Annotated in this window: 26 protein-coding genes; 7 read left to right on the top strand and 19 right to left on the bottom strand. The window is 64.2% G+C overall.

Annotated elements, in window-relative coordinates:
- The first annotated feature begins 170 nt into the window (after positions 1–170).
- Positions 171–1,442, top strand: coding sequence for a ubiquinone biosynthesis hydroxylase (locus MESS4_RS04580; protein WP_006327118.1), 1,272 nt, complete (start codon positions 171–173; stop codon positions 1,440–1,442).
- A 20-nt stretch (positions 1,443–1,462) separates the two neighbouring features.
- Here the strand turns inward: MESS4_RS04580 and MESS4_RS04575 are convergent, their stop codons facing one another.
- The gene (locus MESS4_RS04575) at positions 1,463–1,819 is read right to left on the bottom strand and encodes a YciI family protein (protein WP_006327117.1); all 357 of its coding nucleotides are present in this window, start codon (positions 1,817–1,819) and stop codon (positions 1,463–1,465) included.
- The gene (locus MESS4_RS04570; protein ID WP_036240694.1) at positions 1,816–2,043 is read right to left on the bottom strand and encodes a hypothetical protein; all 228 of its coding nucleotides are present in this window, start codon (positions 2,041–2,043) and stop codon (positions 1,816–1,818) included. The genes MESS4_RS04575 and MESS4_RS04570 overlap by 4 nt, the downstream gene beginning before the upstream one ends.
- Positions 2,044–2,263: 220 nt before the next feature.
- Between MESS4_RS04570 and MESS4_RS04565 the strand changes: the two genes are divergently transcribed.
- Complete coding sequence (locus tag MESS4_RS04565; RefSeq protein ID WP_006327115.1) at positions 2,264–2,689, top strand: OsmC family protein; 426 nt, start codon at positions 2,264–2,266, stop codon at positions 2,687–2,689.
- A 217-nt stretch (positions 2,690–2,906) separates the two neighbouring features.
- Here MESS4_RS04565 and MESS4_RS04560 read toward each other — a convergent pair whose 3' ends face one another.
- The 6 genes from MESS4_RS04560 to MESS4_RS04535 all read right to left on the bottom strand — a co-directional run bounded on the left by MESS4_RS04560 (position 2,907) and on the right by MESS4_RS04535 (position 7,646).
- Positions 2,907–3,542 carry a DUF480 domain-containing protein gene (locus MESS4_RS04560; RefSeq protein WP_006327111.1) on the bottom strand — a complete coding sequence of 212 codons (636 nt, stop codon included), beginning with the start codon at positions 3,540–3,542 and terminating at the stop codon, positions 2,907–2,909.
- Positions 3,543–3,590: 48 nt separating this feature from the next.
- The gene (locus MESS4_RS04555) at positions 3,591–4,370 is read right to left on the bottom strand and encodes a succinate dehydrogenase iron-sulfur subunit (protein WP_006327109.1); all 780 of its coding nucleotides are present in this window, start codon (positions 4,368–4,370) and stop codon (positions 3,591–3,593) included.
- Between the two features lie 40 nt (positions 4,371–4,410).
- Complete coding sequence (gene sdhA, locus MESS4_RS04550) at positions 4,411–6,249, bottom strand: succinate dehydrogenase flavoprotein subunit (RefSeq protein ID WP_006327107.1); 1,839 nt, start codon at positions 6,247–6,249, stop codon at positions 4,411–4,413.
- Between the two features lies 1 nt (position 6,250).
- Positions 6,251–6,646, bottom strand: coding sequence for a succinate dehydrogenase, hydrophobic membrane anchor protein (gene sdhD, locus MESS4_RS04545; protein WP_006327106.1), 396 nt, complete (start codon positions 6,644–6,646; stop codon positions 6,251–6,253).
- Between the two features lies 1 nt (position 6,647).
- Entirely contained in the window at positions 6,648–7,067 is a 420-nt protein-coding gene (gene sdhC / locus MESS4_RS04540; RefSeq protein ID WP_006327105.1) for a succinate dehydrogenase, cytochrome b556 subunit, read from the bottom strand.
- A gap of 228 nt (positions 7,068–7,295) precedes the next feature.
- Positions 7,296–7,646: a hypothetical protein gene (locus MESS4_RS04535; protein WP_348259261.1), complete on the bottom strand. Its 351-nt coding sequence runs from the start codon at positions 7,644–7,646 to the stop codon at positions 7,296–7,298.
- 277 nt (positions 7,647–7,923) lie between these two features.
- Here MESS4_RS04535 and MESS4_RS04530 point away from each other — a divergent pair, with 277 nt between their 5' ends.
- Complete coding sequence (locus MESS4_RS04530) at positions 7,924–8,280, top strand: hypothetical protein (protein ID WP_006327096.1); 357 nt, start codon at positions 7,924–7,926, stop codon at positions 8,278–8,280.
- Between the two features lie 13 nt (positions 8,281–8,293).
- Here the strand turns inward: MESS4_RS04530 and MESS4_RS04525 are convergent, their stop codons facing one another.
- The 9 genes from MESS4_RS04525 to rplS form a co-directional block, all read right to left on the bottom strand.
- Positions 8,294–9,481 carry a GGDEF domain-containing protein gene (locus MESS4_RS04525; protein WP_006327095.1) on the bottom strand — a complete coding sequence of 396 codons (1,188 nt, stop codon included), beginning with the start codon at positions 9,479–9,481 and terminating at the stop codon, positions 8,294–8,296.
- 39 nt (positions 9,482–9,520) lie between these two features.
- Positions 9,521–10,717 (bottom strand): GGDEF domain-containing protein, encoded by a 1,197-nt coding sequence (locus MESS4_RS04520; RefSeq protein ID WP_006327094.1) that lies wholly within the window; start codon positions 10,715–10,717, stop codon positions 9,521–9,523.
- A 230-nt stretch (positions 10,718–10,947) separates the two neighbouring features.
- On the bottom strand, positions 10,948–12,357 hold the full coding sequence (leuC, locus tag MESS4_RS04515; RefSeq protein ID WP_006327093.1) for a 3-isopropylmalate dehydratase large subunit: 1,410 nt from the start codon (positions 12,355–12,357) through the stop codon (positions 10,948–10,950).
- Positions 12,358–12,821: 464 nt separating this feature from the next.
- The gene (locus MESS4_RS04510; RefSeq protein ID WP_006327091.1) at positions 12,822–13,457 is read right to left on the bottom strand and encodes a class I SAM-dependent methyltransferase; all 636 of its coding nucleotides are present in this window, start codon (positions 13,455–13,457) and stop codon (positions 12,822–12,824) included.
- 54 nt (positions 13,458–13,511) lie between these two features.
- A complete protein-coding gene (locus tag MESS4_RS04505) occupies positions 13,512–14,330 on the bottom strand; it encodes an amino acid ABC transporter permease (RefSeq protein WP_006327089.1) in 819 nt (272 codons plus the stop codon).
- Positions 14,331–14,589: 259 nt separating this feature from the next.
- Positions 14,590–15,387 carry a transporter substrate-binding domain-containing protein gene (locus MESS4_RS04495; RefSeq protein ID WP_006327086.1) on the bottom strand — a complete coding sequence of 266 codons (798 nt, stop codon included), beginning with the start codon at positions 15,385–15,387 and terminating at the stop codon, positions 14,590–14,592.
- Positions 15,388–15,553: 166 nt separating this feature from the next.
- Positions 15,554–16,054 carry a MarR family transcriptional regulator gene (locus tag MESS4_RS04490; protein WP_006327085.1) on the bottom strand — a complete coding sequence of 167 codons (501 nt, stop codon included), beginning with the start codon at positions 16,052–16,054 and terminating at the stop codon, positions 15,554–15,556.
- Positions 16,051–16,485, bottom strand: coding sequence for an organic hydroperoxide resistance protein (locus tag MESS4_RS04485; protein ID WP_006327083.1), 435 nt, complete (start codon positions 16,483–16,485; stop codon positions 16,051–16,053). Before MESS4_RS04485 ends, MESS4_RS04490 begins: the two co-directional genes overlap by 4 nt.
- Positions 16,486–16,635: 150 nt before the next feature.
- Positions 16,636–17,196: a 50S ribosomal protein L19 gene (gene rplS / locus MESS4_RS04480; RefSeq protein WP_006327081.1), complete on the bottom strand. Its 561-nt coding sequence runs from the start codon at positions 17,194–17,196 to the stop codon at positions 16,636–16,638.
- A gap of 327 nt (positions 17,197–17,523) precedes the next feature.
- On the opposite strand from rplS, the gene MESS4_RS04475 reads away from it, so the two are divergent.
- Positions 17,524–18,276 carry a sulfite exporter TauE/SafE family protein gene (locus tag MESS4_RS04475; RefSeq protein ID WP_006327080.1) on the top strand — a complete coding sequence of 251 codons (753 nt, stop codon included), beginning with the start codon at positions 17,524–17,526 and terminating at the stop codon, positions 18,274–18,276.
- On the opposite strand, the gene trmD is transcribed toward MESS4_RS04475, so the two are convergent.
- Both trmD and rimM read right to left on the bottom strand, forming a co-directional pair.
- Positions 18,258–18,962: a tRNA (guanosine(37)-N1)-methyltransferase TrmD gene (trmD, locus tag MESS4_RS04470; protein WP_006327079.1), complete on the bottom strand. Its 705-nt coding sequence runs from the start codon at positions 18,960–18,962 to the stop codon at positions 18,258–18,260. The two genes, MESS4_RS04475 and trmD, sit on opposite strands and share 19 nt — an antisense overlap.
- Positions 18,959–19,558, bottom strand: a complete 600-nt coding sequence (rimM, locus tag MESS4_RS04465; RefSeq protein ID WP_006327078.1) for a ribosome maturation factor RimM — start codon at positions 19,556–19,558, stop codon at positions 18,959–18,961. Before rimM ends, trmD begins: the two co-directional genes overlap by 4 nt.
- A gap of 115 nt (positions 19,559–19,673) precedes the next feature.
- Between rimM and MESS4_RS04460 the strand changes: the two genes are divergently transcribed.
- The 3 genes from MESS4_RS04460 to MESS4_RS34185 all read left to right on the top strand — a co-directional run.
- The gene (locus MESS4_RS04460; RefSeq protein WP_006327076.1) at positions 19,674–20,612 is read left to right on the top strand and encodes a tyrosine recombinase XerC; all 939 of its coding nucleotides are present in this window, start codon (positions 19,674–19,676) and stop codon (positions 20,610–20,612) included.
- Between the two features lie 92 nt (positions 20,613–20,704).
- On the top strand, positions 20,705–20,914 hold the full coding sequence (locus tag MESS4_RS04455) for a hypothetical protein (protein ID WP_006327074.1): 210 nt from the start codon (positions 20,705–20,707) through the stop codon (positions 20,912–20,914).
- A 278-nt stretch (positions 20,915–21,192) separates the two neighbouring features.
- Positions 21,193–21,441: hypothetical protein (locus MESS4_RS34185; RefSeq protein ID WP_036240692.1), on the top strand; the 249-nt coding region annotated here is incomplete at its 3' end.

Genomic DNA, 21,441 nt, shown 5'->3' with positions numbered 1-21,441 from the left:
TCGCTTGATTTTGATATCGCGCTCGGAGCGAACTTCGAAATCAAAACGACACTAGAAATCGTTAGTTTGCTAGTGTCAGGCGAATTTCAGAATCGGGACACTAGCCGCGGAAGTGTTATGGCGGTTTCCGACAGGAATGGCGGACAGTCAAGGCCGGAAGGGAATTTGCCATGGTGGACCGCAAGGCGAATGCAAAAACCTCGCTCGACGTTCTGGTCGCCGGCGCCGGCTATGTCGGGCTTGCCGCCGCGGTATCGCTGAAACAGGCGCGCCCAAGCCTCGCCATCGCCATCGTCGACGCGGCACCAGCCGGCGTCTGGCAAAAGGACGGCCGCGCCTCGGCCGTCGCCGCCGCCGCCTGCCGCATGCTCGACCAGCTCGGCGTCTGGGCCGAGATCGCGCCGGAGGCGCAGGCGATCACCGAGATGATCGTCACCGATTCGCGCACCGCCGATCCGGTGCGCCCGGTGTTTCTCACCTTTGACGGCGAGGTCGCGCCCGGCGAACCCTTCGCGCATATGGTTGCCAACAGGGACTTGAACGGCGCCTTGCGTGGCAGCGCGGAGAAACTCGGCATCGACATCATCGAGGGCGTTGCCGTCAGCGCCTTCGATCTGAGCGGCGCCGGCGTCACCGTGCACCTTGCCGACGGTGCGACGCTTAAGGCGCGGTTGCTGATCGCCGCCGACGGCGTCAATTCGAAACTGCGCGACATGGCCGGCATCAAGACGGTGAAATGGGAATACGGTCAGTCCGGCATCGTCTGCACCGTCGCCCATGAACGCCCGCACAATGGCAGCGCCGAAGAGCATTTTCTGCCGGCCGGCCCCTTCGCCACATTGCCGCTGAAGCCGGGCAAGGACGGGGGGCCGGGCGAGGAAGGCAACCGCTCGTCGATCGTCTGGGTCGAACGAACGGAGGATGCGCAGAAACTGGTCGACGGCGACGACCTCGTCTTCGAGCATGAGCTCGAACTGCGTTTTGGTTTGAAGCTCGGTGAAATCCGCGTCGCCGACAAGCCTCGCGCCTGGCCGCTCGGCCTGACGCTTGCCCGCGCCTTCGTTGCGCCGCGCATCGCGCTCGTCGGCGATGCCGCCCACGGCATCCATCCGATCGCCGGCCAGGGCCTCAATCTCGGCTTCAAGGATGTGGCGGCATTGGCCGAAGTGGTGGTCGAGGCCGATCGGCTCGGCCAGGACATCGGCGCCCTCGACGTGCTCGAGCGCTACCAGCAGTGGCGGCGCTTCGACACCGTGCGGATGGGCGTCACCACGGATGTGCTCAACCGGCTGTTTTCCAACGACATCGGCCCGCTGCGCGCCGTCCGCGACATCGGCCTTGGCCTGGTCGAGCGCATGCCACGCCTGAAGGACTTCTTCATCCGCCAGGCATCCGGATTGTCTAGCGACACGCCAAGGCTGCTGAAGGGCGAAGCCATCTAGCTGGCTCGGACGACGGACGCTCAGGATCCCGGCACGTCATAGATCGCCCTGACCTCGATGGTGCCGAGTTCCGCGAGCGGAATCCCGCCGGCGATCTCCAGCGCCTCGTCGAGGTTCTCGGCCTCGATCATGACGAAGCCGAGCAATTGCTCCTTGGTCTCAGTGAAGGGGCCGTCGGTGACCAGCCGCTTGCCCTTGCGCCGCCGCACTGTCTTCGACGTCTTCACCGACTGCAGCGCCTGCGCGATGATCAGCTTGCCTTGCTGGTCCAATGACCTGTCATAGGCCAGCGAATCGGCGTCGAGCTTTGCCGATCCCTCCGGAGTGAGCGCGTGGAGATCCTTTTCCTCGCCATAAACCAGCAGGACATATTTCATTTCCAGCTCCCTTGTTGTGACGGACCATAGGATGCGGTGACGAGGGTGTCAGCGGCGCCTTTGCCTGCCGCCGCATGATCGAGAACGCATACCGCGACCCCGATGATGGCGACCGCCACCAGAAGCCGGCCAACGCCGGAAGGCGGTGGATGCAACCAAAAATCTTCCCGCCGCACGGCCCTGCGGCCTGGTCTCTTCCACAGTGCGAAAAACAAACCATCCATGTGAACCTCCATCCGGCCGCGAAATCCGTGACCGCCCGCAGGACGGTCGAGGCCGATGGAAGTCGACATTTTTGCACGCGCATTTTTTCAAGAAAAATTCAACCCCGCCGCCGCCAACTTTGCGCCACGGCGCAAAGAGCCCGGTGGTCTTCGCCCGCGCCCGCGCTATAGTCATGAAGAACGCTGGCGCCGGGCCGGCCGTACAATCAAGGAGGATTTCATGGACCGCACCGCAAACGCCGTCTGGAAGGGCAATCTGAAGGAGGGCAAGGGCACGCTCGACACCCAGAGCGGCACCCTGAAGGCCACGCCCTATTCGTTCAAGGCACGCTTCGAGGACGAGAGCGGCAAATCCGGCACCAACCCGGAAGAGCTGATCGCCGCCGCCCATGCCGGCTGCTTTGCCATGCAGTTCTCTCACTTCCTGGCCGAGAACGGCACGCCCGCCGCCGAACTCGACGCCAAGGCGGTGGTCACGCTGGTTCCCGGCACCGGGATCACCGGCAGCGCGCTCACGGTGGTCGGCAAGGTGCCGGGCATCGATGCCGCGAAATTCCAGGAATTGGCCGAAAAGGCCAAGGCCGGCTGCCCGGTGTCAAAGGCGCTCGGCGCCATAAATGTCTCGCTCGACGCCAGGCTGGGTTGAACGCCGGCCTTCGGAGAGTCGGCGATCCTTCGCGCCCCCCTCTGCCCTGCCGGGCATCTCCCCCACGAGGGGGGAGATTGGCAGCTTTACCGCCGCTTCTTTCTTTCAACGCTGGCGATTGGCGAAAGCGACGGCGACATCCGATCTCCCCCCTCGTGGGGGAGATGTCCGGCAGGACAGAGGGGGGCGCTGTCCCTCCGACATCTCGAATGATTTGTTAGCGGCCTCCGCCGCTCAGCGCTTCCAGCTTCGCGCGCAGTGCCGCGACCTCTTCCTCCAGCGCACGCACCCGCTCTTCGAGGTCGGACACCGGCCGAGGCGCCTGCCAAGGCGCCGCTACTGCCGACACCTCCACCGGCCCACCGAGCAGATGAACATAGCGCTCCTCGCGCTGGCCTGGGGCCCGGTCGAGCAACTGAACCAGCGGCGGCCTGCGGCCGATCAAAAGGTCGAGGTCGCCACGAAGCGCCTCGATGGAGGAGAACCGCGCCATGCGCTCGGCTCGCGCCAGGAGTTCATGCGCCGTCTGCGCGCCGCGCAACAGCAACAGGCCGATCACCGCGATCTGCGACGAGGTCAGCGAAAAGTGCTGCGCGACAGTGTGCTCGTAGCGCTCGACGCGCGAGGCGAAAGCGCGCCTGACCAGACCTTTCTGCTCGAGCTGGCCGAATGCCCTTGCGATCTCGCCGAGCTCCAGCGCCATCACGGGCTCGCGCGCCGTCTTCTGGTTGGCGGCTTGATGCGCGGCATTGAGCGTCAGCGGATAGATGTCGGGCGTCAGTTCCTTCTTCTCGATCAGGCAACCAAGCACGCGCGCTTCGGCGGGTGAGAGAATGGGAAGGTCATCGCTCATCGACGTTACCGACTGCCTCTACCAGGTCCGGCGAACCGCCACGTAGTTTCAAACCCGCCGCTCCACCATCATCTTCTTGATCTCGGCGATCGCCTTGGCCGGATTGAGCCCTTTCGGGCAGGTCTGGGCGCAGTTCATGATGGTGTGGCAGCGATAGAGGCGGAACGGGTCTTCGAGATTGTCGAGCCGTTCGCCCGTGGCTTCGTCCCTGGAATCGATCAGCCAGCGATAGGCCTGCAGCAGCGTTGCCGGGCCGAGATAGCGGTCGCCGTTCCACCAGTAGCTTGGGCAGGAGGTCGAGCAGCAGGCGCACAGGATGCATTCGTAGAGCCCATCGAGCTTTTCGCGGTCCTCATGGCTCTGCAGCCACTCCTTTGCCGGCTGCGGCGACACCGTCTTCAGCCACGGCTCGATCGAGGCGTGCTGGGCATAGAAATTGGTGAGGTCGGGCACCAGGTCCTTGACCACCTGCATATGTGGCAGCGGATAGACTTTGACCGCGCCGGAAATGTCGTCGCAGCCCTTGGTGCAAGCGAGCGTGTTGGAACCGTCGATGTTCATGGCGCAGGAGCCGCAAATGCCCTCGCGGCAGGAGCGGCGCAAGGTCAGCGTCGGGTCGATCTTGTTCTTGATCCAGAGCAGCGCGTCGAGCACCATCGGTCCGCAATCGTCCATGTCGACGAAATAGGTATCGATGCGCGGGTTCTCGTCGTCGTCCGGCGACCAGCGATAGATGCGGTATTCCCTGAGATTGGTCGCACCCTCCGGCTTCGGCCAGGTCTTGCCCTGCTGGATCTTCGAGTTCTTGGGGAGCGTCAGTTCGACCATTACCTCAAATCCTTTCGGATGACGAGCTTCAGCGCCATGATCAATACACCCTGGCCTTCGGCGCGATCTTGGCGAGGCTTATGCCGCCGTCCTTTTCCGCCACCAGTGGCTCGGTATGCACCGGCCGATAGCTGAGCGTCACCTTGCCATCCTCGCTGAGCCGCGCCAGCGTATGCTTGCGCCAATTGGCGTCGTCGCGGGCTGAAAAATCCTCCCGCGCATGCGCGCCACGGCTCTCCTTGCGCGCCTCGGCGCCATGGACGGTGGTGATGGCGTTGGCCATCAGATTTTCCAGCTCCAGCGTCTCGACCAGATCGGAGTTCCAGATCATCGAGCGGTCGAACACTTTGATATCCCTGAGCTCGCCCCAGATCTGCGAAATGCGCTTGCAGCCATTCTCCAGCGATTCCTGCGTGCGGAACACCGCAGCGTCCTCCTGCATCGCCTTCTGCATCTTCTCCCGCAGCACCGCCGTCGGCGTCGAGCCGTTGGCGTGCCGCAAGCGGTCGAAACGATCCATGATCTTTTCGACCGAGGCTTCGTTGGGGGCGGGGATCGCCGATGTGCGGTCGATGACCTGGTCGGCGCGAATTGCCGCGGCGCGGCCGAACACCACCAGGTCGATCAGCGAATTCGAGCCGAGCCGGTTGGCGCCGTGCACCGAGGCGCAGCCGGCCTCGCCGACCGCCATCAGGCCCGGCGATACCTTGTCCGGGCTCCTCGCCGTCGGATTGAGCACTTCGCCCCAGTAATTGGTCGGCACGCCGCCCATATTGTAGTGCACCGTCGGCAGCACCGGGATCGGCTCCTTGGTCAGGTCGACGCCGGCAAAGATCTTCGCCGATTCCGAAATGCCGGGAAGCCTCTCGTGCAGGACCGCCGGGTCGAGGTGGTCGAGGTGGAGAAAAATATGGTCCTTGTTCTTGCCGACGCCGCGGCCCTCGCGGATTTCCAGCGTCATGCAGCGCGAGACGACGTCGCGTGACGCCAGATCCTTGGCCGACGGCGCATAGCGCTCCATGAAGCGTTCGCCCTCGGAGTTGACGAGGTAGCCGCCCTCGCCGCGCGCGCCTTCGGTGATCAGGCAGCCGGCGCCGTAGATGCCGGTCGGATGGAACTGCACGAACTCCATGTCCTGCAGCGGCAGCCCGGCGCGCGCGGCCATGCCGCCGCCGTCGCCGGTGCAGGTATGCGCCGAAGTGGCCGAGAAATAGGCGCGGCCGTAGCCGCCGGTCGCCAGCACCACCATCTTGGCCGAAAAACGGTGGATGGTGCCGTCGTCGAGGTTCCAGGCGACGACGCCGGTGCAGGTGCCGTCCGGCTCCATGATCAGGTCGAGCGCGAAATACTCGATGAAGAACTGCGCGTTGTTCTTGAGCGACTGGCCGTAGAGCGTGTGCAGGATGGCGTGGCCGGTGCGGTCGGCGGCGGCACAGGTGCGCTGCACCGGCGGGCCGTCGCCGTAATTCATCATGTGGCCGCCGAACGGCCGCTGGTAGATTTTGCCTTCCTCGGTGCGCGAGAACGGCACGCCGTAATGCTCGAGTTCATAGACCGCCGCCGGCGCCTCGCGCACCATATATTCCATGGCGTCGACATCACCCAGCCAGTCCGAGCCCTTGACGGTGTCGTACATGTGCCACTGCCAGGAATCCGGACCCATATTGGACAGCGAGGCGGCGATGCCGCCCTGCGCCGCCACCGTATGCGAGCGCGTCGGGAAAACCTTGGTGATGCAGGCCGTGCGCAAGCCCTGCTCGGCCATGCCGAGCGTGGCGCGCAGGCCGGCGCCGCCGGCGCCGACGATCACCACGTCGAATTTGTGATCGACATAGGTGTATGCGGAAGCCGTGTTGGCCGATTTCGCGTCCTTGGCCAAATCAGCCTCCGAATGCCAGTTTGAGCAGGGCGAGGAGCGAGGCGACGCCGACCGCTATGGTAAAGAATGTGTTGAGCGCGATCAGCGCCAGCTTCATGCCCTCGCCATGCACATAGTCCTCGATGATCGCCTGCATGCCGAGCCGCATATGGTAGAGGCCGGAGATCAGCACCAGCGCCAGGACCAGCGCCACGAACGGATTGGCGAGCGCGGAACGCACTTCAGCATAGCCGGCGCCGTTGAGCGCGATCAGGAAACCGACGAAGAACAGGATCAGCGGGATGTTGGCGATCGCCGTCAGCCGCTGGCGCCAGAAATGCCCCGTGCCCTCGCGGGCGGAGCCGAGGCCGCGGACCTTGGCAAGCGGCGTGCGCATGTCGGTGTTGGTGCCGCTCATGTCAGGCTCCCCGCGCCATATAGCCGGCGATCCAGATCAGCAGCGTCAGTATGATCGAGCCGGCGAGCGTCGCCCAGGCAATCCTGGAGGCCGTATTTTTTTCGAGACCGGCGCCGGTATCCCAGACCAAATGGCGCACGCCGCCCAGCATGTGGTGCATCAGCGCCCAGGTGTAGCCGAACAGCACAAGCCGCCCCAGCCAGGAGCCGAACGCCCAGTTGACCCAGTCGAAAGTGGCTTGCGAACTCGCCGCCGCCATCAGCCACACGGCGACCAGCAGCGTGCCGAAATAGAGCGCGCCGCCGGTGATGCGATGGATGATCGACATCGTCATGGTGATCGGCGGCCGGTAGACGGTCAGATGCGGCGAAAGCGGCCGTTCACGTCTGGCAGTTGCGCGGGTGGCTGGTGATTTGCTCATGGCTTCCCCAGTTCGGCGTCTCTGGAGCCGCAGGTGGAAATGCGGCATTGCCGCTTCCGGTTGCGACTTTGGACAGCCGGTTTCTAATGCTCTTTTTGCACTGCGTCAAAGCCGGAAAACCGTTTCGAAAACGTAATTTAGTCTGACAAAAGGGGCGGTCTTTGCTTCAATCGATTAGGGCGCGGCCACAAGCCGGCGCAATGTTTGCTGCAGTGCGGAAAACTGCAGTTATCTTGTGCAGGTCTGCGGTGTCGACCCTCTCTTCATCACCAGCGCTTCTCGTCCGTCGATCACAACTGCGTCATGTGTCGCCGGTTCTTGGTAGCGGCTGCTCTGGTTGGCGGGCGACGCCGCAAACTCCTCGGGGATGCCATCCGGCCCGACCACACGCAGCGACGAGCCGAGATTCTGGATGGTCATCCTGCCGCCATCGGCGCAATTGTAGGTCGCGGTGCGCGGCTGCGGCCCCGTCACATCGGCCACAGCGGGCGAAGCGGCAGCCGAGGTTCCAGCCTTCGGCGCATTGGTCTGCGGGACGCAGGCCGCGGCGATCAGCAATGGACAGAGAACAAGCGTCATCCGAACCGTCCGGTATAACGCCATACGCTGTCCTCCTCACGCGGCAACCAGCCGCCATACCAGATCAAGGTAGCCCGGCGATACGCTCTCAGCCGCCTCGACCCGGCCGCGATGGTGCGGGCAAGCATGGCCGAATGATGGCCGCAACCGTTCAAGCCGCAGGATATTAACCATGTTTGCCGAGACCTTGGGTCAAGCGAGCTTGCCCTCTTAACAAAGGTTAAGAAAAGGTTAATTTCTGATTCGAGGAGGCTTGCCTCTAACCAAGGAGCACGCCATGCGTTCGAATTCAGGCAAATCGCGCCTTCCGGCGCTCGTCCTAGTGGCGTTGGCCACCGGCTTCGCTGTGCCGGCGCTCGCCGGGGGCCATCGCGACCGCGTCTATGCCGATTCCTTCGGCAATCTCGTCATCGAGAGCGCCGCCGGTTACAAGCGAATCCTCGTCGGCGAGGGCAAGCTGGCCAAGGAATTGTCGGACTACACCAGCGCCGGCCAGCCCAGCGTGGTCTATGAAAACGAATCCGACGATGTCTCCAGCCGCGACTGCTACAGGCCGCCGGTTTTCGTGAAGGGCCGCAGCTACATGTACGGCCTTTCCGACGGCGAGATGCCCGAACTCAGCCCCTGCCGCTAAAAGGCGCTGTACCCTAGGCGCTGGCGACTGCCTGCCGGGCTGGGCCGAGCGAGATCCGCACGCGATCGCGTCCGCCGCGCTTGGCCTGGTAGAGCGCTTCGTCGGCGCGCTGCGTCAGGCCGGCGAAACCTTCGTCCGGCTGGAGTTCGGCAACACCGAAGCTCGCTGTGCAACGATGGTCCCGCGGCAGCCCTTCGACCGGCAGCGTGCAGAACGCATTGCGCGTGCCTTCCGCGAAGAGCCGGGCGGCGGCGAGGTTGGTTCCCGGCAAGATAATGGCGAATTCCTCGCCGCCGAGGCGGCCGGCAACGTGATGGTCGGCTGCCGCTTCGCGCAGCAAACCGGCAAAGGCCTCGATGACCCGGTCGCCGGATGCGTGGCCGAAATTGTCGTTGATATTTTTGAAATGATCGAGATCGGCGATGACCAGCGTGACCGGAACACCCTTGCGCGCGGCCTCAAGCATGGCGCGCTCGGCGTGGCTTTCGAACCCGCCCCGGTTGAGCAGCCCTGATAGCGTGTCGATCTCCGATCGCGACGTGACCTCGGCGAGTACATCACGGACCATGATGATCAGGATGAGAAGCGCGACCGCCAGGGCGAAGACGGTGCCGAGCGACTGCGACACCAGCGCGTAGTTGCTCTGCATATAGGCCTGCGGATTGGCGCCCCAGCCGCCCAGCGCGGCGGCAATGAACGGCTTGCTGACGAATTGCAGGGCGCTGGCGCCCAGAACGGCCATCAGCACCTGGTCGAGCCGGTCGCGTCTTTGCCTGGACGACCAGACGATGCCGAGGCCGACGAATTGCATGGCGGCATAGGGAAGCTGATAGGCCATCATGCGGGCGAGCGACTGACGCGGCAAGTCCTGCACGACATACACGGCGACAGTGGCCGCAACCAGGAAGACGAGCATCGGCAGCCACGGCGGCGCCACCTGGTATTTATGGGCGAGCCCGCCATTGAAGGCGATGGTGGCGCCAAGGAAAACTGAGAAGGCCGCGACGACCGCGGGCCGCGCATTGTCGAAAACCGGAATGGTGAATTCGATGGCGTAGTAGGCCATCCCGAGCAGATAGCCGAAGGCCAGCCAGCGCGCCGACGCCCGCCCCACATCGTAGAAATTGATCGTCATGAAGGCAGCAGCCAGCAAGCCCGCGACGAACAGGTTGATTGCAAGGATGAAGCCCGCGCCGCCCATGTGGTTTTTTTGCACTCCCTGCACGACAGGCGTGGGCGATCAGCCGGCCTTGAGCGTTTCCGCGACGAACACCGCTTCCGGCCGCTCGTAGGACAGGCGCACGCTGTCGCGGCCGCTCCTCTTGGCCTTGTAGAGCGCCTCGTCGGCGCGGCGCATCAGCGGCTCCAGCCCTTCGTCGCCGCTGCGGGCCGCCACGCCGAAGCTCGCCGTCACCCTGGTGCCGGGAGGCAGCCCGTCCACGCTGCCCGCCGAATAGAGCGTGCGAATGGATTCTGCGAACAGCCTTGCCGCGGCAAGGTCGCTCAGCGGCAGAAGCACCGCGAACTCCTCGCCGCCGATGCGGCCGGCAACGCCGTGCGCGCCGGCGCCGACACGAAGCTTGGCGGCGAAGTCGGCGATCACGCGATCGCCCGCCGCATGCCCATGCAGATCGTTGAGCGCCTTGAAATGATCGAGGTCGGCAAGCACCAGCGCGACCGGCAATTTGGCCGTGGCGCAGTGCTGCAGGACAAGCATGGCGCGCTCCTCGAAGCCACGGCGGTTCAGCAGGCCCGACAGCGGATCGGTGTGGGTCTCGGTCTTCAGCGCCTTCATCACGTCGAGCCCGGCCGCGCAGATCAGGCAAAGCGCGATCAGCAGCGACAGCAGCGCATGCGACAAGAGCGCCGTCGTCCAGTAGGACGAGGTGTAGAGCTCGGCATAGTTGTCGAACGGTCCGTGCGCGATGATGACGATCAAGGTGCGCACGAAGAAGTTGAGCCCCGAAAGCAGCGACAGCACGAACAGGATCATTTCCGTCGGGCCTTCGTTGCGCACCACGCGCAGCTCGGCGGCAACGAGCAGGCTGAGGCCGCCGAACGCGAAATTGATCACCAGGATTCGCCAGGTGAGATCGGGCTGGACGAACATGAACCAGCAGAGAGCGGCGAGCCCGCTGCTCGCCAGAACGCCGATCCCCACATAGGGCACGCGCCGCCCATGGCGCGCCACCACCGCGCTGCACAGGCAGCAGGCGGCAAGGCTGAAGCACAGGTTGGAGAGCAGCTTGGACGGCATCAGGCCGATGGGCAGCGTGAAGGCCTGAAACAGGAAGCCGGCCGCCGAGAGCGAGTAGCTTGCTGCCAGCACAGCCAGATAGGGGCGATGGCGTTGATAGAACCATAGAACGAGGAATGACGCGCTCAGCGCAAGCGCGATCGTCGGGTTGAGCAGCGCTATCAGCAGACCGGTGTCCAAAGGACTATGACTTCCCCTCGCTTACGTGAGGGAAGACCTTAAAGCGGAAGCCCAAACAAGCGGTTAAGCAAAATCGAATATGCGGCGTGCCGAAAATCGTCTGGCCATCGCGAAGAAACCCTGGCGAGGGATCGGGCCAAACAAAACCCCGAACCGCATCGCGGCTCGGGGTTTGGCGGATAAGAGAATCCGGACTGCGACAGTCCGAAGCTATTCCAGTCGCGCCCGATCTATTTCCACTCACGAATGTCGACGAAGTGGCCGGCGATCGCCGCCGCCGCCGCCATCGCCGGCGACACCAGATGGGTGCGGCCCTTGAAACCTTGCCGGCCCTCGAAATTGCGGTTCGAGGTCGAGGCGCAGCGCTCATGCGGCTTCAGCCGGTCGTCGTTCATGGCCAAGCACATCGAGCAGCCCGGCTCGCGCCAGTCGAAGCCGGCGGCGACAAAGATCTTGTCGAGGCCCTCGGCCTCCGCCTGTTCCTTGACCAGTCCGGAGCCTGGCACGATCATCGCATCGACATGCGGGCTGACTTTTTTGCCTTCGACCACCTTGGCGACGGCGCGCAGATCCTCGATGCGGCCGTTGGTGCAGGAGCCGATGAAGACGCGGTCGAGCGAGATGTCGGTTATCTTTGTTCCCGGCGTCAGCCCCATATAGTCGAGCGCGCGCTGCTTGGAGGTGCGCTTGTTCTCGTCGCTGATATCGTCCGGGTTGGGCACGATGCCCTGCACCGACACGACATCCTCGGGCGAGGAGCCCCAGGAAACGATCGGCGGCAGCTTGGCCGCGTCGAGCACGATCACCTTGTCGAAATGCGCGCCCTCGTCGGACTGCAGTGTCTTCCAGTAGGCAAGTGCTGCATCCCACGCCTCGCCCTTGGGCGCGCGCGGCTTGTCCTTGACATAGGCGAAGGTCGTCTCGTCCGCCGCGATCAGGCCGGCGCGCGCACCGCCCTCGATCGACATGTTGCAGATGGTCATGCGGCCTTCCATGGACAGCGCGCGGATCGCCTCGCCGGCATATTCGATGACATAGCCGGTGCCGCCGGCGGTGCCGATCTCGCCGATGATCGCCAGGATGATGTCCTTGGCGGTGACGCCTTCCGGCAGCGTGCCGTCGACGCGCACCAGCATGTTCTTGGCCTTGCGCTGGATCAGCGTCTGGGTGGCCAGCACGTGCTCGACTTCCGACGTGCCTATGCCATGCGCCAGCGCGCCGAACGCGCCATGCGTCGAGGTATGGCTGTCGCCGCAGACGATGGTCATGCCGGGCAGCGTGAAGCCTTGCTCCGGCCCAATGATGTGGACGATGCCCTGGCGGATATCGTTCTCGGAATAATATTCGACACCGAAATCCTTGGCATTCCTGGCCAGCGCCTCGACCTGAATGCGGCTTTCCTCGTTCTTGATGCCGAATTTGCGCTCCGGCGAGGTCGACACATTGTGGTCGACCACGGCCAGCGTCTTTTCCGGATGCCGGACTTTCCGGCCGCTCATGCGCAGCCCTTCGAAAGCCTGAGGGCTGGTCACTTCATGGACGAGATGGCGGTCGATATAGAGCAGGCAGGTGCCATCGTCCTGGCGGTCGACGACATGGTCGTCGAATATCTTGTCATAGAGGGTGCGCGGTGCGCTCATGTGCGTAAATCCGTCGATATGAAAATGGGAAGCGGCAGGCGCCGGGCCGGCCCGGCGAAACGGTTCAGCGAAGTCGGCTGGTCAGCGCCCCAGAAACGCGCGCCGAGAACCGCGACGGCAGGCGTTTTCTGTCCTGCAGCACGAAACCCTTATAGGCCGGATCGCCAAAAAGCTCTTCCATGCCGCTGCTCATACCAATGTTTTGGCTTTTCGGCAATTGCGCTGCTTTCGCAGAACCTGGGTTCCTCGCCCCACGAAGTGGGGAGAGGTGGCCCGGCGAAGCCGGGACGGAGAGGGGTCTTCGCGGCGTTGGAGCATTTTGGCAGATCTCGCATATGGCCGGTCTCTCGCTCACCCCTCATCGGGTTCTGGCTTCGCGGATGTCGTCCCCCCTCTCCGTCCCGGCTTTCGCCGGGCCACCTCTCCCCCGCTTTGCGGGGGCGAGGAACTGCCGCCAAGCTTACTCAAACCACCTCAAACACAAACGTCTTCACCAGCGCGTCCGGCTCGGCAATCGCATAGCAGCGGAACCACGAGCTTTCTTCGACCGGTCGCCATTTTTTGGCCTGCTCCAATTCGTCGAACACCGCCTGGAAGCCGCCGCTCGCAAAAACCTGGTCGCGGACGGTGAAGATGGCGTGGCCGCCTTTTTTCGTGATGCGCACCAGTTCATGCAAGCCGGAAGCCGGCGCGTGGCTGATGGTGAACACGCCGGTCGAGAAGAAGGCGCGAAAATGGCCGTCCGGCCAGGGCAGCGGCCCGCCGAGCATCGCCTGTTTCAGCTCGCTGTAGACCTGCCGGCTGCCGGCGATTTTCAGCATGTCGTCAGAGAGATCGAGCCCGGCAATGCCATCATAACCCAATGCCTTGAGCGATGGTCCCGACAGGCCGGTGCCGCAGCCGGCGTCGAGCAGCGGCCCTTCGCCCGCCGGCACATGACGCGTCACCCAGGCGGCGATCAGGAACGGCAGGAGATAACCGAGCGAGGCGGTCTCGCTGTCATAGGTCGCGGCCCACGCGGCATAGGCTAGCGCCAGCGCTTCCGGCGTCTCGGCGGTATAGACCGTATCCAGCGCGGCATTGGCCTTGTCGATGATCATGGAATTCTCCCGCATTGTGGCTTTCCCTGATGTAGCGCCGTGTTCGCTCGACTTCTATTCCTCGTGCTGACGGCGCAGCCGTTTCTCCAGCGCCCGCAAGGCCAGCGACAGGCCGACGGTCAGGATGAGATAGATATAGGCGACGATGGAATAGGTCTCGAAAAAGCGGAACGAGCCGGCGGCGTAGATCTTGCCCATCTGGGTGATGTCGGCGACGCCGAGCACCGAGACCAGCGAGGAATCCTTGACCATGGCGACGAAATCATTGCCGAGCGGCGGCAGGATGGTGCGGATCGCTTGCGGAAACACGATCAGCCGGAAGCGCTGCGCGCGCGTCAGCCCGAGCGCCTTCGCCGCCTCGATCTGGCCCTTCTCGACCGCCTGGATGCCGGCGCGGAACACTTCCGAGATGAACGCCGAATAGCCGATGGTCAGCGCCATGATGGCGCGCCACAGGAGCGACACATCGCGCACCATGAGTTCACCAAAGAGGCCGGCGCTTTGCAGCGGCGCGGTCACCGCGTTCCACGCCGCGACAAAGGCTGGCGCGCCGGCAAAGGCGATCCAGAACAACAGCACCAGGATCGGCACGCCGCGGATGATCTCGACATAGAAGCGGGCGATCTGGCGCAGCCACCGCGATCCTGACAGCCCCATCAGCGCAATGCCGAGCCCGATTGCCGAGGCCAGCGCGAAGGCCACGACGGTGACGAAGACGGTGATGCCGATGCCCTTGGCGACTGTGGCGAAGACCTGGGCGTAAAGGTCGCTTGCTGCGATGAAGATGGCTGCTGCCACGGCTAACGCGAGCGCTGCGGCCAGCCACCAGGGGAAGTCGGATTTGGCGGTGGAAGATGCGGGCGCGGGTGGCATTACGCGATACCGGTGACAGAGTCGCGAAGGCTGCGCTCTGTCACACCCCCCTCTGTCCTGCCGGACATCTCCCCCGCAAGGGGGGAGATCGGCTGTTCATTCTGCTTTCGCCAATCTCCAACGTTGGAGAAAAAGCGTTGCCCGCGAAGCTGCCAATCTCCCCCCTTGCGGGGGAGATGGCCGGCAGGCCAGAGGGGGGTGTCCAAGCGCAGAGTCAGCGCGAGTTCCTTCGCATCAGCCCACACCCGCCAAGACGAGCTCACTGCCCCATCTTGTAGTCAAGAAACCATTTCTTGTTGAGCGCATCCAGCGTGCCGTCGGCCTTGAGTGCTGCGATCGCGGCGTTGACCGGTTTCACCAGATCGGAGCCCTTGGGGAAGATGAACCCAAAGTCCTCGGTGCCGAGCGGCCCGCCGATCAGCTTCAATCCGCCATTGGACGCATCGACATAGCCCTTCCCCGCGGTGCCGTCGGTGAGCACGACATCGACGTCGCCGGCCTTCAGCGCCTGCACCGTCGCGCCAAACGTCTCGAACAGTTTTATCCGCGGGTTCTGCTCATTGCCGTCGAGCACGCTGTAGACGGCGGTGTAGAATGGCGTCGTGCCGGCCTGCGCGCCGATCAGCCCGTCCTTGAAGGCGCCGAACGTCTTGGCGTCGGTGAAGCGGCTTTCGTCGCCGCGCACCAGCATGAATTGTTCCGAGCGCATATAGGCATCGGAGAAGTCGACCTTCTGCTTGCGGTCGTCCTTGATGGTGATGCCGGTCATGCCGATGTTGTACTGGTTGTCGGAAACCGCCTGGATCATCGCGTCCCACGAGGTGTTCTGGTACTCGACCTGGAAGTTCAGCCGCTTGGCGATCTCGTTCATCGCGTCATATTCCCAGCCGATCTGCTTGCCGGTCTTGGCGTCGATGAACTGCAGCGGCGGATAGGCATTTTCCGTCACCACCACCACCTTCTTGCCGCCGAGGTCGGGCAGCGTCTGTGCCAGCGCGGCGACAGGCGCGAGAATGAGGGCCAGCAGGCCGGCCAGCAGCAGTTTCGATTTGGTCATGACACGCTCCCAGGACTTGAGCCGCCTCGACACGGCCGAGGCTTGCAGGAAGCGCCGACTTTAGCTTTCCGCAAGCGCCTTGCAAGCTGGCCCAATGCGCGGCGTGTCGGGAAAACGGATTCCGTTGCTTCCCGACTGCGAGATTCCGGAACGATCCGTGCCTAAATCAATCGCCGTCCGGCGAAGCCGCGGCCGCCTTGCGCAGTTCGCCGATAAACCGGGTCAAGGTGCCGTGCAGGGATTTCAATTCGCCCGGCTCGAGCGGCAACTGGCAAGCCAGGGCAGCGGGCACGCTTTTAGCCTGCTCGCGCAATGCCTGGCCCTTCGCTGTCGGCTCGACCAGCACCCGGCGCTCGTCGGCCGCATCGCGCCGGCGTGTGACCAGGCCGCCCGCCTCAATCCGCTTGAGCAGCGGCGTCAGCGTCGCCGAATCGAGGCCGAGCGCCTCGCCAAGCTCGCCCACCGTGCGCGGCGCCTTTTCCCATATCACCAGCATGGCGAGGTATTGCGGATAGGTCAGGCCCAGCGGTTCGAGCAGCGGCCGGTACAGCTTCGTCATCAGCCCGCTCGCCGAATAGAGCGCGAAGCAGAGTTGTTGGTCGAGCCTTGCCACCCCGGCGGGAACCGCCGGGGCTTGCGTGGGTCCGGTTGTCGTTTTTGCGGTCATGCTGCCTTAGGCTGAAGCGCCACTGCCGAAAGCGCCACCTCGACATTGCCCCTGATGGCGTTGGAATAGGGGCAGATCCGATGCGCCGCCGATACAAGCGCTTCCGCGGCCGCCTGATCAAGACCTTTCGTCTCCGCCGAGAGCGCCACGCCGAGCGCGAAGCCGCCCTGGCCGTTATCGTGCAGGCTGACATTGGCCGTCACCGCGGCATCGCTCAGCGGCAGTTTCTGCTTGCCGGCAATGAAGCGCATGGCGCTTTCAAAGCAGGCGGCATAGCCGGCGGCAAAGAGTTGCTCGGGATTGGTGGCGCCGCCCTTGCCGCCGAGTTCCTTCGGTAGAGCGAGATCGACGCTGAGCAGGCCATCGCTGGTCTGGACGTGGCCGGCGCGGCCACCGACGGCGCGGGCTTGCGTGGAATAAAGCGCAGGCATTTCGTATCTCCATTTAAATTGTACACGATTATTTAGTAGACAAGATAAATCGAGTCAACCGAGCCTTGGGACGAATTTTGCGGCGATGGGCCGCTCGAAACGAAAAAGGCGGCCGAGGCCGCCTTTCCGAAAACATGCGTGTCGAAAAAATTATTCGGCCGGGGTCGCTTCCGCGGCCTTGGCGGCCTCATCGGCTGCCTTGGCGGCCTCCTCGGCGGCCTTCTTCTCGGCGGCGTCCTGCGCTGCCTTCTCGGCGGCCAGCGCCTGCGCGGCGGCCACCTTCTCGGCCTCGATGCGCGCCTTCTCGGCATTCAGCGCATCGCGCTCCTCGTCGTTCAGCTTGCGGGCGCGCACGCCGGTGTTTTCCGAGATACGGGCCGACTTGCCGCGACGGTCGCGCAAATAATAGAGCTTGGCGCGGCGCACCTTGCCGCGGCGCACGATCTCGACGCCCTCGACCATCGGCGAGAACACCGGGAACACGCGCTCCACGCCTTCGCCGTAGGAAATCTTGCGGACGGTGAAGTTTTCCTGGAAGCCGGCGCCGGAGCGGGCGATGACGACGCCCTCATAGGCCTGGACGCGGGTGCGGGTGCCTTCGGTCACGCGGACCTGGACGCGCACGGTGTCGCCGGGCTGGAATTCGGGAAGCTTGCGCTTGGCTTCGATCTTGGCGGCCTGTTCGGCCTCGAGCTGACGGAGGATATCCATCTCAGTAATCCACTTCTTGTTCTTCCGACAGTCAGAGCGTCCGACACTCGCCTTGCAGTTCCATTGACCGCTCGGCTATGCCCTTTGTCTCCGAGACATCTGTCTTCGGGACATCGGGCAGGGGCGACTACACCGTCATTGTTGACGGGTCCGGCAGATTATTTCTTCCGGTTCGGGCGGGCACATACAGCTATTTCGACGCTTTGTCACGCCTTGGCCGCGTCTTTTTTGGTCACATGGCATCATCGCATTCGTCCGCGGCGGGTTGCGCCCGCCCTTCAAGCTTCCTAAGCCGGGCAAAGCATAGTTTTCTCCGGCGGCATCCTGATGTCTGTTTTCGACGCGGTCCTGCTCTTTCTCGCGGGTTTTACTTCAGGCGCCGCCAATGCGGTCGCCGGCGGCGGCACCTTTATCACCTTTGGCGCCATGACATTGGTTGGCCTGCCGCCGATCGTCGCCAACGCCACCTCATCGGTGACGCAGTTTCCCGGCTACATCACCTCGACGCTCGCCTATTCGGACGACATCAAGACCTTCTGGCGCGGCGCCTTGCTGCTCTGCGTGATCTCGGCTTTCGGTGCGCTGGCCGGCGCGCTCATCCTTCTGGCGCTCGACAATCCGTCGTTCCGCGTCCTGGTGCCCTGGCTGCTGCTATCGGCGACCGCCCTGTTTGCCGCTGGACCCTGGTTGAAGCCGGCCCCGAAGCCTGGACATGAAGCGGCGGTGGGTTCGCTCGTCGGCTCGCTGGCGCAGTTTGCCACCGCCGTCTATGGCGGCTTCTTCGGCGCTGGCATGGGCGTCATGATGCTGGCGACGCTCGGCCTCACCCAGTCCGGTGACTATCACCGGCTGAATGCGCTGAAGAACATGCTGGCCATGGTCATCGCCGCTGTCGCCATCCTGGTCTTCGTCTCGGGCGGCGTCGTCGCCTGGCCGCAGGCCATCGTCATGATACCGGGCGGTGCGCTCGGCGGCTATGCCGGCGTCTGGATCGCCAAGCGCGTGCCGCAAAATGTCGTGCGCGGCTTCGTCGTCGCCGTCGGTCTCTTTCTCGCTTTTTACTACTTCACCAAGGGCTGAGACGCGTAGCCGCGCAAATCCGGTCGCCGCTCTTGCGTCAACTTCTCCGCCTCCGCGCGCCTCCACGCGGCGATCTTCTTGTGATTGCCCGAAATCAGCACGTCGGGAATTGGCATGCCCTCGAACTCCTGCGGCCGCGTGTAATGCGGATGTTCGAGCAGGCCGTTCTCAAAGCTCTCTTCCTCGCCCGACACCGCGTTGCCCATGACGCCGGGCAGCAGCCGCACCACGGCGTCGAGCAGCACAAGGGTCGCCGGCTCACCGCCGGAGAGGATGAAGTCGCCGACCGAGACCTCTTCCAGCCCACGCGCGTCGATCACCCGCTGGTCGACGCCTTCGAAGCGTCCGCAGACGATGACGACGCCCGGCCCGGCGGCCAGTTCGCGCACGCGGGCCTGCGTCAGCGGTTTTCCACGCGGACTCATCAGCAGCCGTGGCCGCGGATCGCCCGGTGGCGAGGCATGGTCGATCGCCTTGGCCAAAACGTCGGCACGCATCACCATGCCGGCGCCGCCACCGGCCGGCGTGTCGTCGACGGTGCGGTGGCGGTCGCTGGCGAAATCACGGATCTGAACTGTCTCAAGCGACCAGGTGCCGGCCTCGAGCGCCCTTCCGGCGAGCGACAGGCCGAGCCCACCTGGAAACATCTCGGGATAGAGCGTCAGCACCGAAGCGGCAAAGCTCACCGGTTTCCCCCGGCGTCCCTGGGCCCGCGCGGCCTGCCCTTCGGATCGAAGCCCTCGCGGCCGGGAGCCTCGCTATCCTCATCGTCCACGAGGCCGGCGGCTGCCGGATCGACGCGGATAAAACCCTCAGTGATCGATACATCCGGCACCGCGGCCTGCGTGAACGGGATCAGCATGCCTTTGCGCCCCGCCAGCGTCACGTCGAGGATGTCGCCGCCGCCGAAATTGTGCACGGCCACGACCTTGCCGATGTCGGCGCCGGTATCGTCCCTGACCGCCAGCCCAACGAGATCGGCGTGGTAGAACTCGTCCTCTTCGCCATCGTCGGGCAGCATCGAGCGATCGACGAACAGTTCCGTGCCGGCGAGCGCCTCGGCGGCATTGCGGTCGCTGACGCCCTTGAAGCGCACCACGACGACGGTATTGGCGGGCCTGATGTCGATGATCTGGAAGGCGCGCCCGTCCGTGGCGTAGAGCGGTCCGTAATCGGCCAGCGCCAGCGGCTCGCCGGTGAAGGTCTTGACGCGCAATTCGCCCTTGATGCCGTGCGCGGCGCCGATCACGGCCATCTGGACGGGGTTTTGCGGCTTGCTCATCGGTGGAAACATCCTTTGTGCTGCTCTAACGCTCCCCGATTGTCATTTCAATGACGGCCTCTTCACCGCTTCCTAACCCAGCTGCCGGAAAATGATCTGGAGTTGGAAGAAAGCCATGCAGGAATTCCTCATCCCGGCGAAGCCGGATCTTCAGGCGGCCCGCGAAAGCTGGCTGAAGATGCTGGCGCGCGAGCGCCGGCTGTCGGCCGAAACGGTGGAAGCCTACGAGCGCGACACGCGCCAGTTCCTGCACTTCCTGACCGGCCATTGCGGCGGTTCGCCGGGCATTGCCGACATCGCCAATCTGCGTCCGGCCGATCTGCGTGGCTTTCTCGCCGCCCGCCGCGCCGATGGAGCCGGCGCCCGCACGCTCGGACGCGGCCTGGCCGGCATCCGCTCGCTGCTGCGCTTTCTGGAGCGGCGCGGCCTCGTCAATGCGGCGGGCGCGGCGGCATTGCGCGCGCCAAGGCAGCCGAAATCGCTGCCCAAGCCGCTGACCGCAAGCGATGCCAAACATGTCGTTTCGGTGGAAGGCCAGTTGGCCGGGGAACCCTGGATCGCCGCCCGCAACGCCGCCGTGCTGACGCTGCTCTATGGTTCGGGCCTGCGCATTTCCGAGGCGCTCGGCCTGTCGGGCGCCGAGCTGGCCTTGCCCAACGACACGGTGCTGCGCATCACCGGCAAGGGCGGCAAGACACGGCTGGTGCCGGTGCTGCCGGTGGCGTTGCGGGCCATCGCCGAATACCGCCGGCTCTGTCCCTTCGACATCGACCCCAAGGGTCTTCTGTTTCGCGGCGCCCGTGGCGGTCCGCTCAACCCGGCCATCGTCCAGCGCGACATGGCGAAGCTGCGCTCGGCCCTCAACTTGCCCGACACCGCGACGCCGCATGCCTTGCGCCATTCCTTCGCCACGCATCTGCTCGGACGCGGCGGCGACCTGCGCACCATCCAGGAGCTGCTTGGCCATGCCAGCCTGTCGACCACCCAGGTCTATACCGGCGTCGACACGGCACGGCTGCTCGAAATTTACGAAGCATCCCATCCACGGGCGTGAGCAAGGCCCCGAAAGGCTTTCTGCGAAAAACGCATCCAATTTTGCAGCGCCGGTTAACTTTTTCGCTGCTTTTTTGCGCCTAAAAATGAGGCATGAAACACGTTATAACCATCGCGGATCGCGCGGCTCTCAGGTCGCTGAAGCTGCTTGTCGCGCTCAACGTCCTGTTTTTCCTGTCTTTCCTCGTCGTCGCACTGCTTGCCGCCGGGCAGGCAGAAATCCCGGTTCGGACCGGCGCCGACACGCTGTCGGTCCCGCGGACGCACGATCCGGTCGGTTCTGCCATCACCGCCGCCGGCTGATTTGCACGGTTGAGTTGCAGGCTGGATCGCCGATGCCTCCTCCATGCCTTTGCCCGAATCACGAGCGCACAATGCTCGAACCGTATCGCTCAAGGAAGGTCGAAAGGGCTTGCTTTGGCTCGATCTCTGCGGAATTTGCCGGTTAAATGCTTGCAGCTAAACAATTTCAGGCGCAAATTGCCCTGCTTTCGGCGTTTTCGGGCCCTATGTGAAACCTGTTCAACGATTGCGCGTTGATGTGTGTTGATTGATATCTTTCATCCACGGAGGACACTTTTATGGCGAATCCAAACGACCCGTTCACCACTCCGAGCCCCACGCCCAAAGCGGGCGGCGGCAGCGGCTGGCTGATTGCCCTTGTCGTTCTTATCCTGGCCATTGTCGCCTATTATGTTTTTGGTAGAAGTGGCGAGGCGCCCGCGCCTGCCGAACCGCCGGCCGCCAGCACACCGGCGCCTGCCCCGGCACCGGCTGAACCGATGAAGCCCGCCGAACCGGCCCCTGCGCCGGCTCCCGCAGCGCCTGCA

This window comes from Mesorhizobium sp. STM 4661, from assembly GCF_000359125.1.
Lineage (GTDB): Bacteria > Pseudomonadota > Alphaproteobacteria > Rhizobiales > Rhizobiaceae > Mesorhizobium.
This window is presented reverse-complemented; position numbering and strand designations above follow the sequence as displayed.

Excerpts from the sequence above, each read along its gene's own strand:
- MESS4_RS04580 (WP_006327118.1), top strand. The coding sequence starts at position 171 with ATGGTGGACCGCAAGGCGAATGCAAAAACCTCGCTCGACGTTCTGGTC.
- MESS4_RS04575 (WP_006327117.1), bottom strand. The coding sequence starts at position 1,819 with ATGAAATATGTCCTGCTGGTTTATGGCGAGGAAAAGGATCTCCACGCG.
- MESS4_RS04570 (WP_036240694.1), bottom strand. The coding sequence starts at position 2,043 with ATGGATGGTTTGTTTTTCGCACTGTGGAAGAGACCAGGCCGCAGGGCC.
- MESS4_RS04565 (WP_006327115.1), top strand. The coding sequence starts at position 2,264 with ATGGACCGCACCGCAAACGCCGTCTGGAAGGGCAATCTGAAGGAGGGC.
- MESS4_RS04560 (WP_006327111.1), bottom strand. The coding sequence starts at position 3,542 with ATGAGCGATGACCTTCCCATTCTCTCACCCGCCGAAGCGCGCGTGCTT.
- MESS4_RS04555 (WP_006327109.1), bottom strand. The coding sequence starts at position 4,370 with ATGGTCGAACTGACGCTCCCCAAGAACTCGAAGATCCAGCAGGGCAAG.
- sdhD (WP_006327106.1), bottom strand. The coding sequence starts at position 6,646 with ATGAGCGGCACCAACACCGACATGCGCACGCCGCTTGCCAAGGTCCGC.
- sdhC (WP_006327105.1), bottom strand. The coding sequence starts at position 7,067 with ATGAGCAAATCACCAGCCACCCGCGCAACTGCCAGACGTGAACGGCCG.
- MESS4_RS04535 (WP_348259261.1), bottom strand. The coding sequence starts at position 7,646 with ATGACGCTTGTTCTCTGTCCATTGCTGATCGCCGCGGCCTGCGTCCCG.
- MESS4_RS04530 (WP_006327096.1), top strand. The coding sequence starts at position 7,924 with ATGCGTTCGAATTCAGGCAAATCGCGCCTTCCGGCGCTCGTCCTAGTG.
- MESS4_RS04525 (WP_006327095.1), bottom strand. The coding sequence starts at position 9,481 with ATGGGCGGCGCGGGCTTCATCCTTGCAATCAACCTGTTCGTCGCGGGC.
- leuC (WP_006327093.1), bottom strand. The coding sequence starts at position 12,357 with ATGAGCGCACCGCGCACCCTCTATGACAAGATATTCGACGACCATGTC.
- MESS4_RS04510 (WP_006327091.1), bottom strand. The coding sequence starts at position 13,457 with ATGATCATCGACAAGGCCAATGCCGCGCTGGATACGGTCTATACCGCC.
- MESS4_RS04505 (WP_006327089.1), bottom strand. The coding sequence starts at position 14,330 with ATGCCACCCGCGCCCGCATCTTCCACCGCCAAATCCGACTTCCCCTGG.
- MESS4_RS04495 (WP_006327086.1), bottom strand. The coding sequence starts at position 15,387 with ATGACCAAATCGAAACTGCTGCTGGCCGGCCTGCTGGCCCTCATTCTC.
- MESS4_RS04490 (WP_006327085.1), bottom strand. The coding sequence starts at position 16,054 with ATGACCGCAAAAACGACAACCGGACCCACGCAAGCCCCGGCGGTTCCC.
- MESS4_RS04485 (WP_006327083.1), bottom strand. The coding sequence starts at position 16,485 with ATGCCTGCGCTTTATTCCACGCAAGCCCGCGCCGTCGGTGGCCGCGCC.
- rplS (WP_006327081.1), bottom strand. The coding sequence starts at position 17,196 with ATGGATATCCTCCGTCAGCTCGAGGCCGAACAGGCCGCCAAGATCGAA.
- MESS4_RS04475 (WP_006327080.1), top strand. The coding sequence starts at position 17,524 with ATGTCTGTTTTCGACGCGGTCCTGCTCTTTCTCGCGGGTTTTACTTCA.
- rimM (WP_006327078.1), bottom strand. The coding sequence starts at position 19,558 with ATGAGCAAGCCGCAAAACCCCGTCCAGATGGCCGTGATCGGCGCCGCG.
- MESS4_RS04460 (WP_006327076.1), top strand. The coding sequence starts at position 19,674 with ATGCAGGAATTCCTCATCCCGGCGAAGCCGGATCTTCAGGCGGCCCGC.
- MESS4_RS04455 (WP_006327074.1), top strand. The coding sequence starts at position 20,705 with ATGAAACACGTTATAACCATCGCGGATCGCGCGGCTCTCAGGTCGCTG.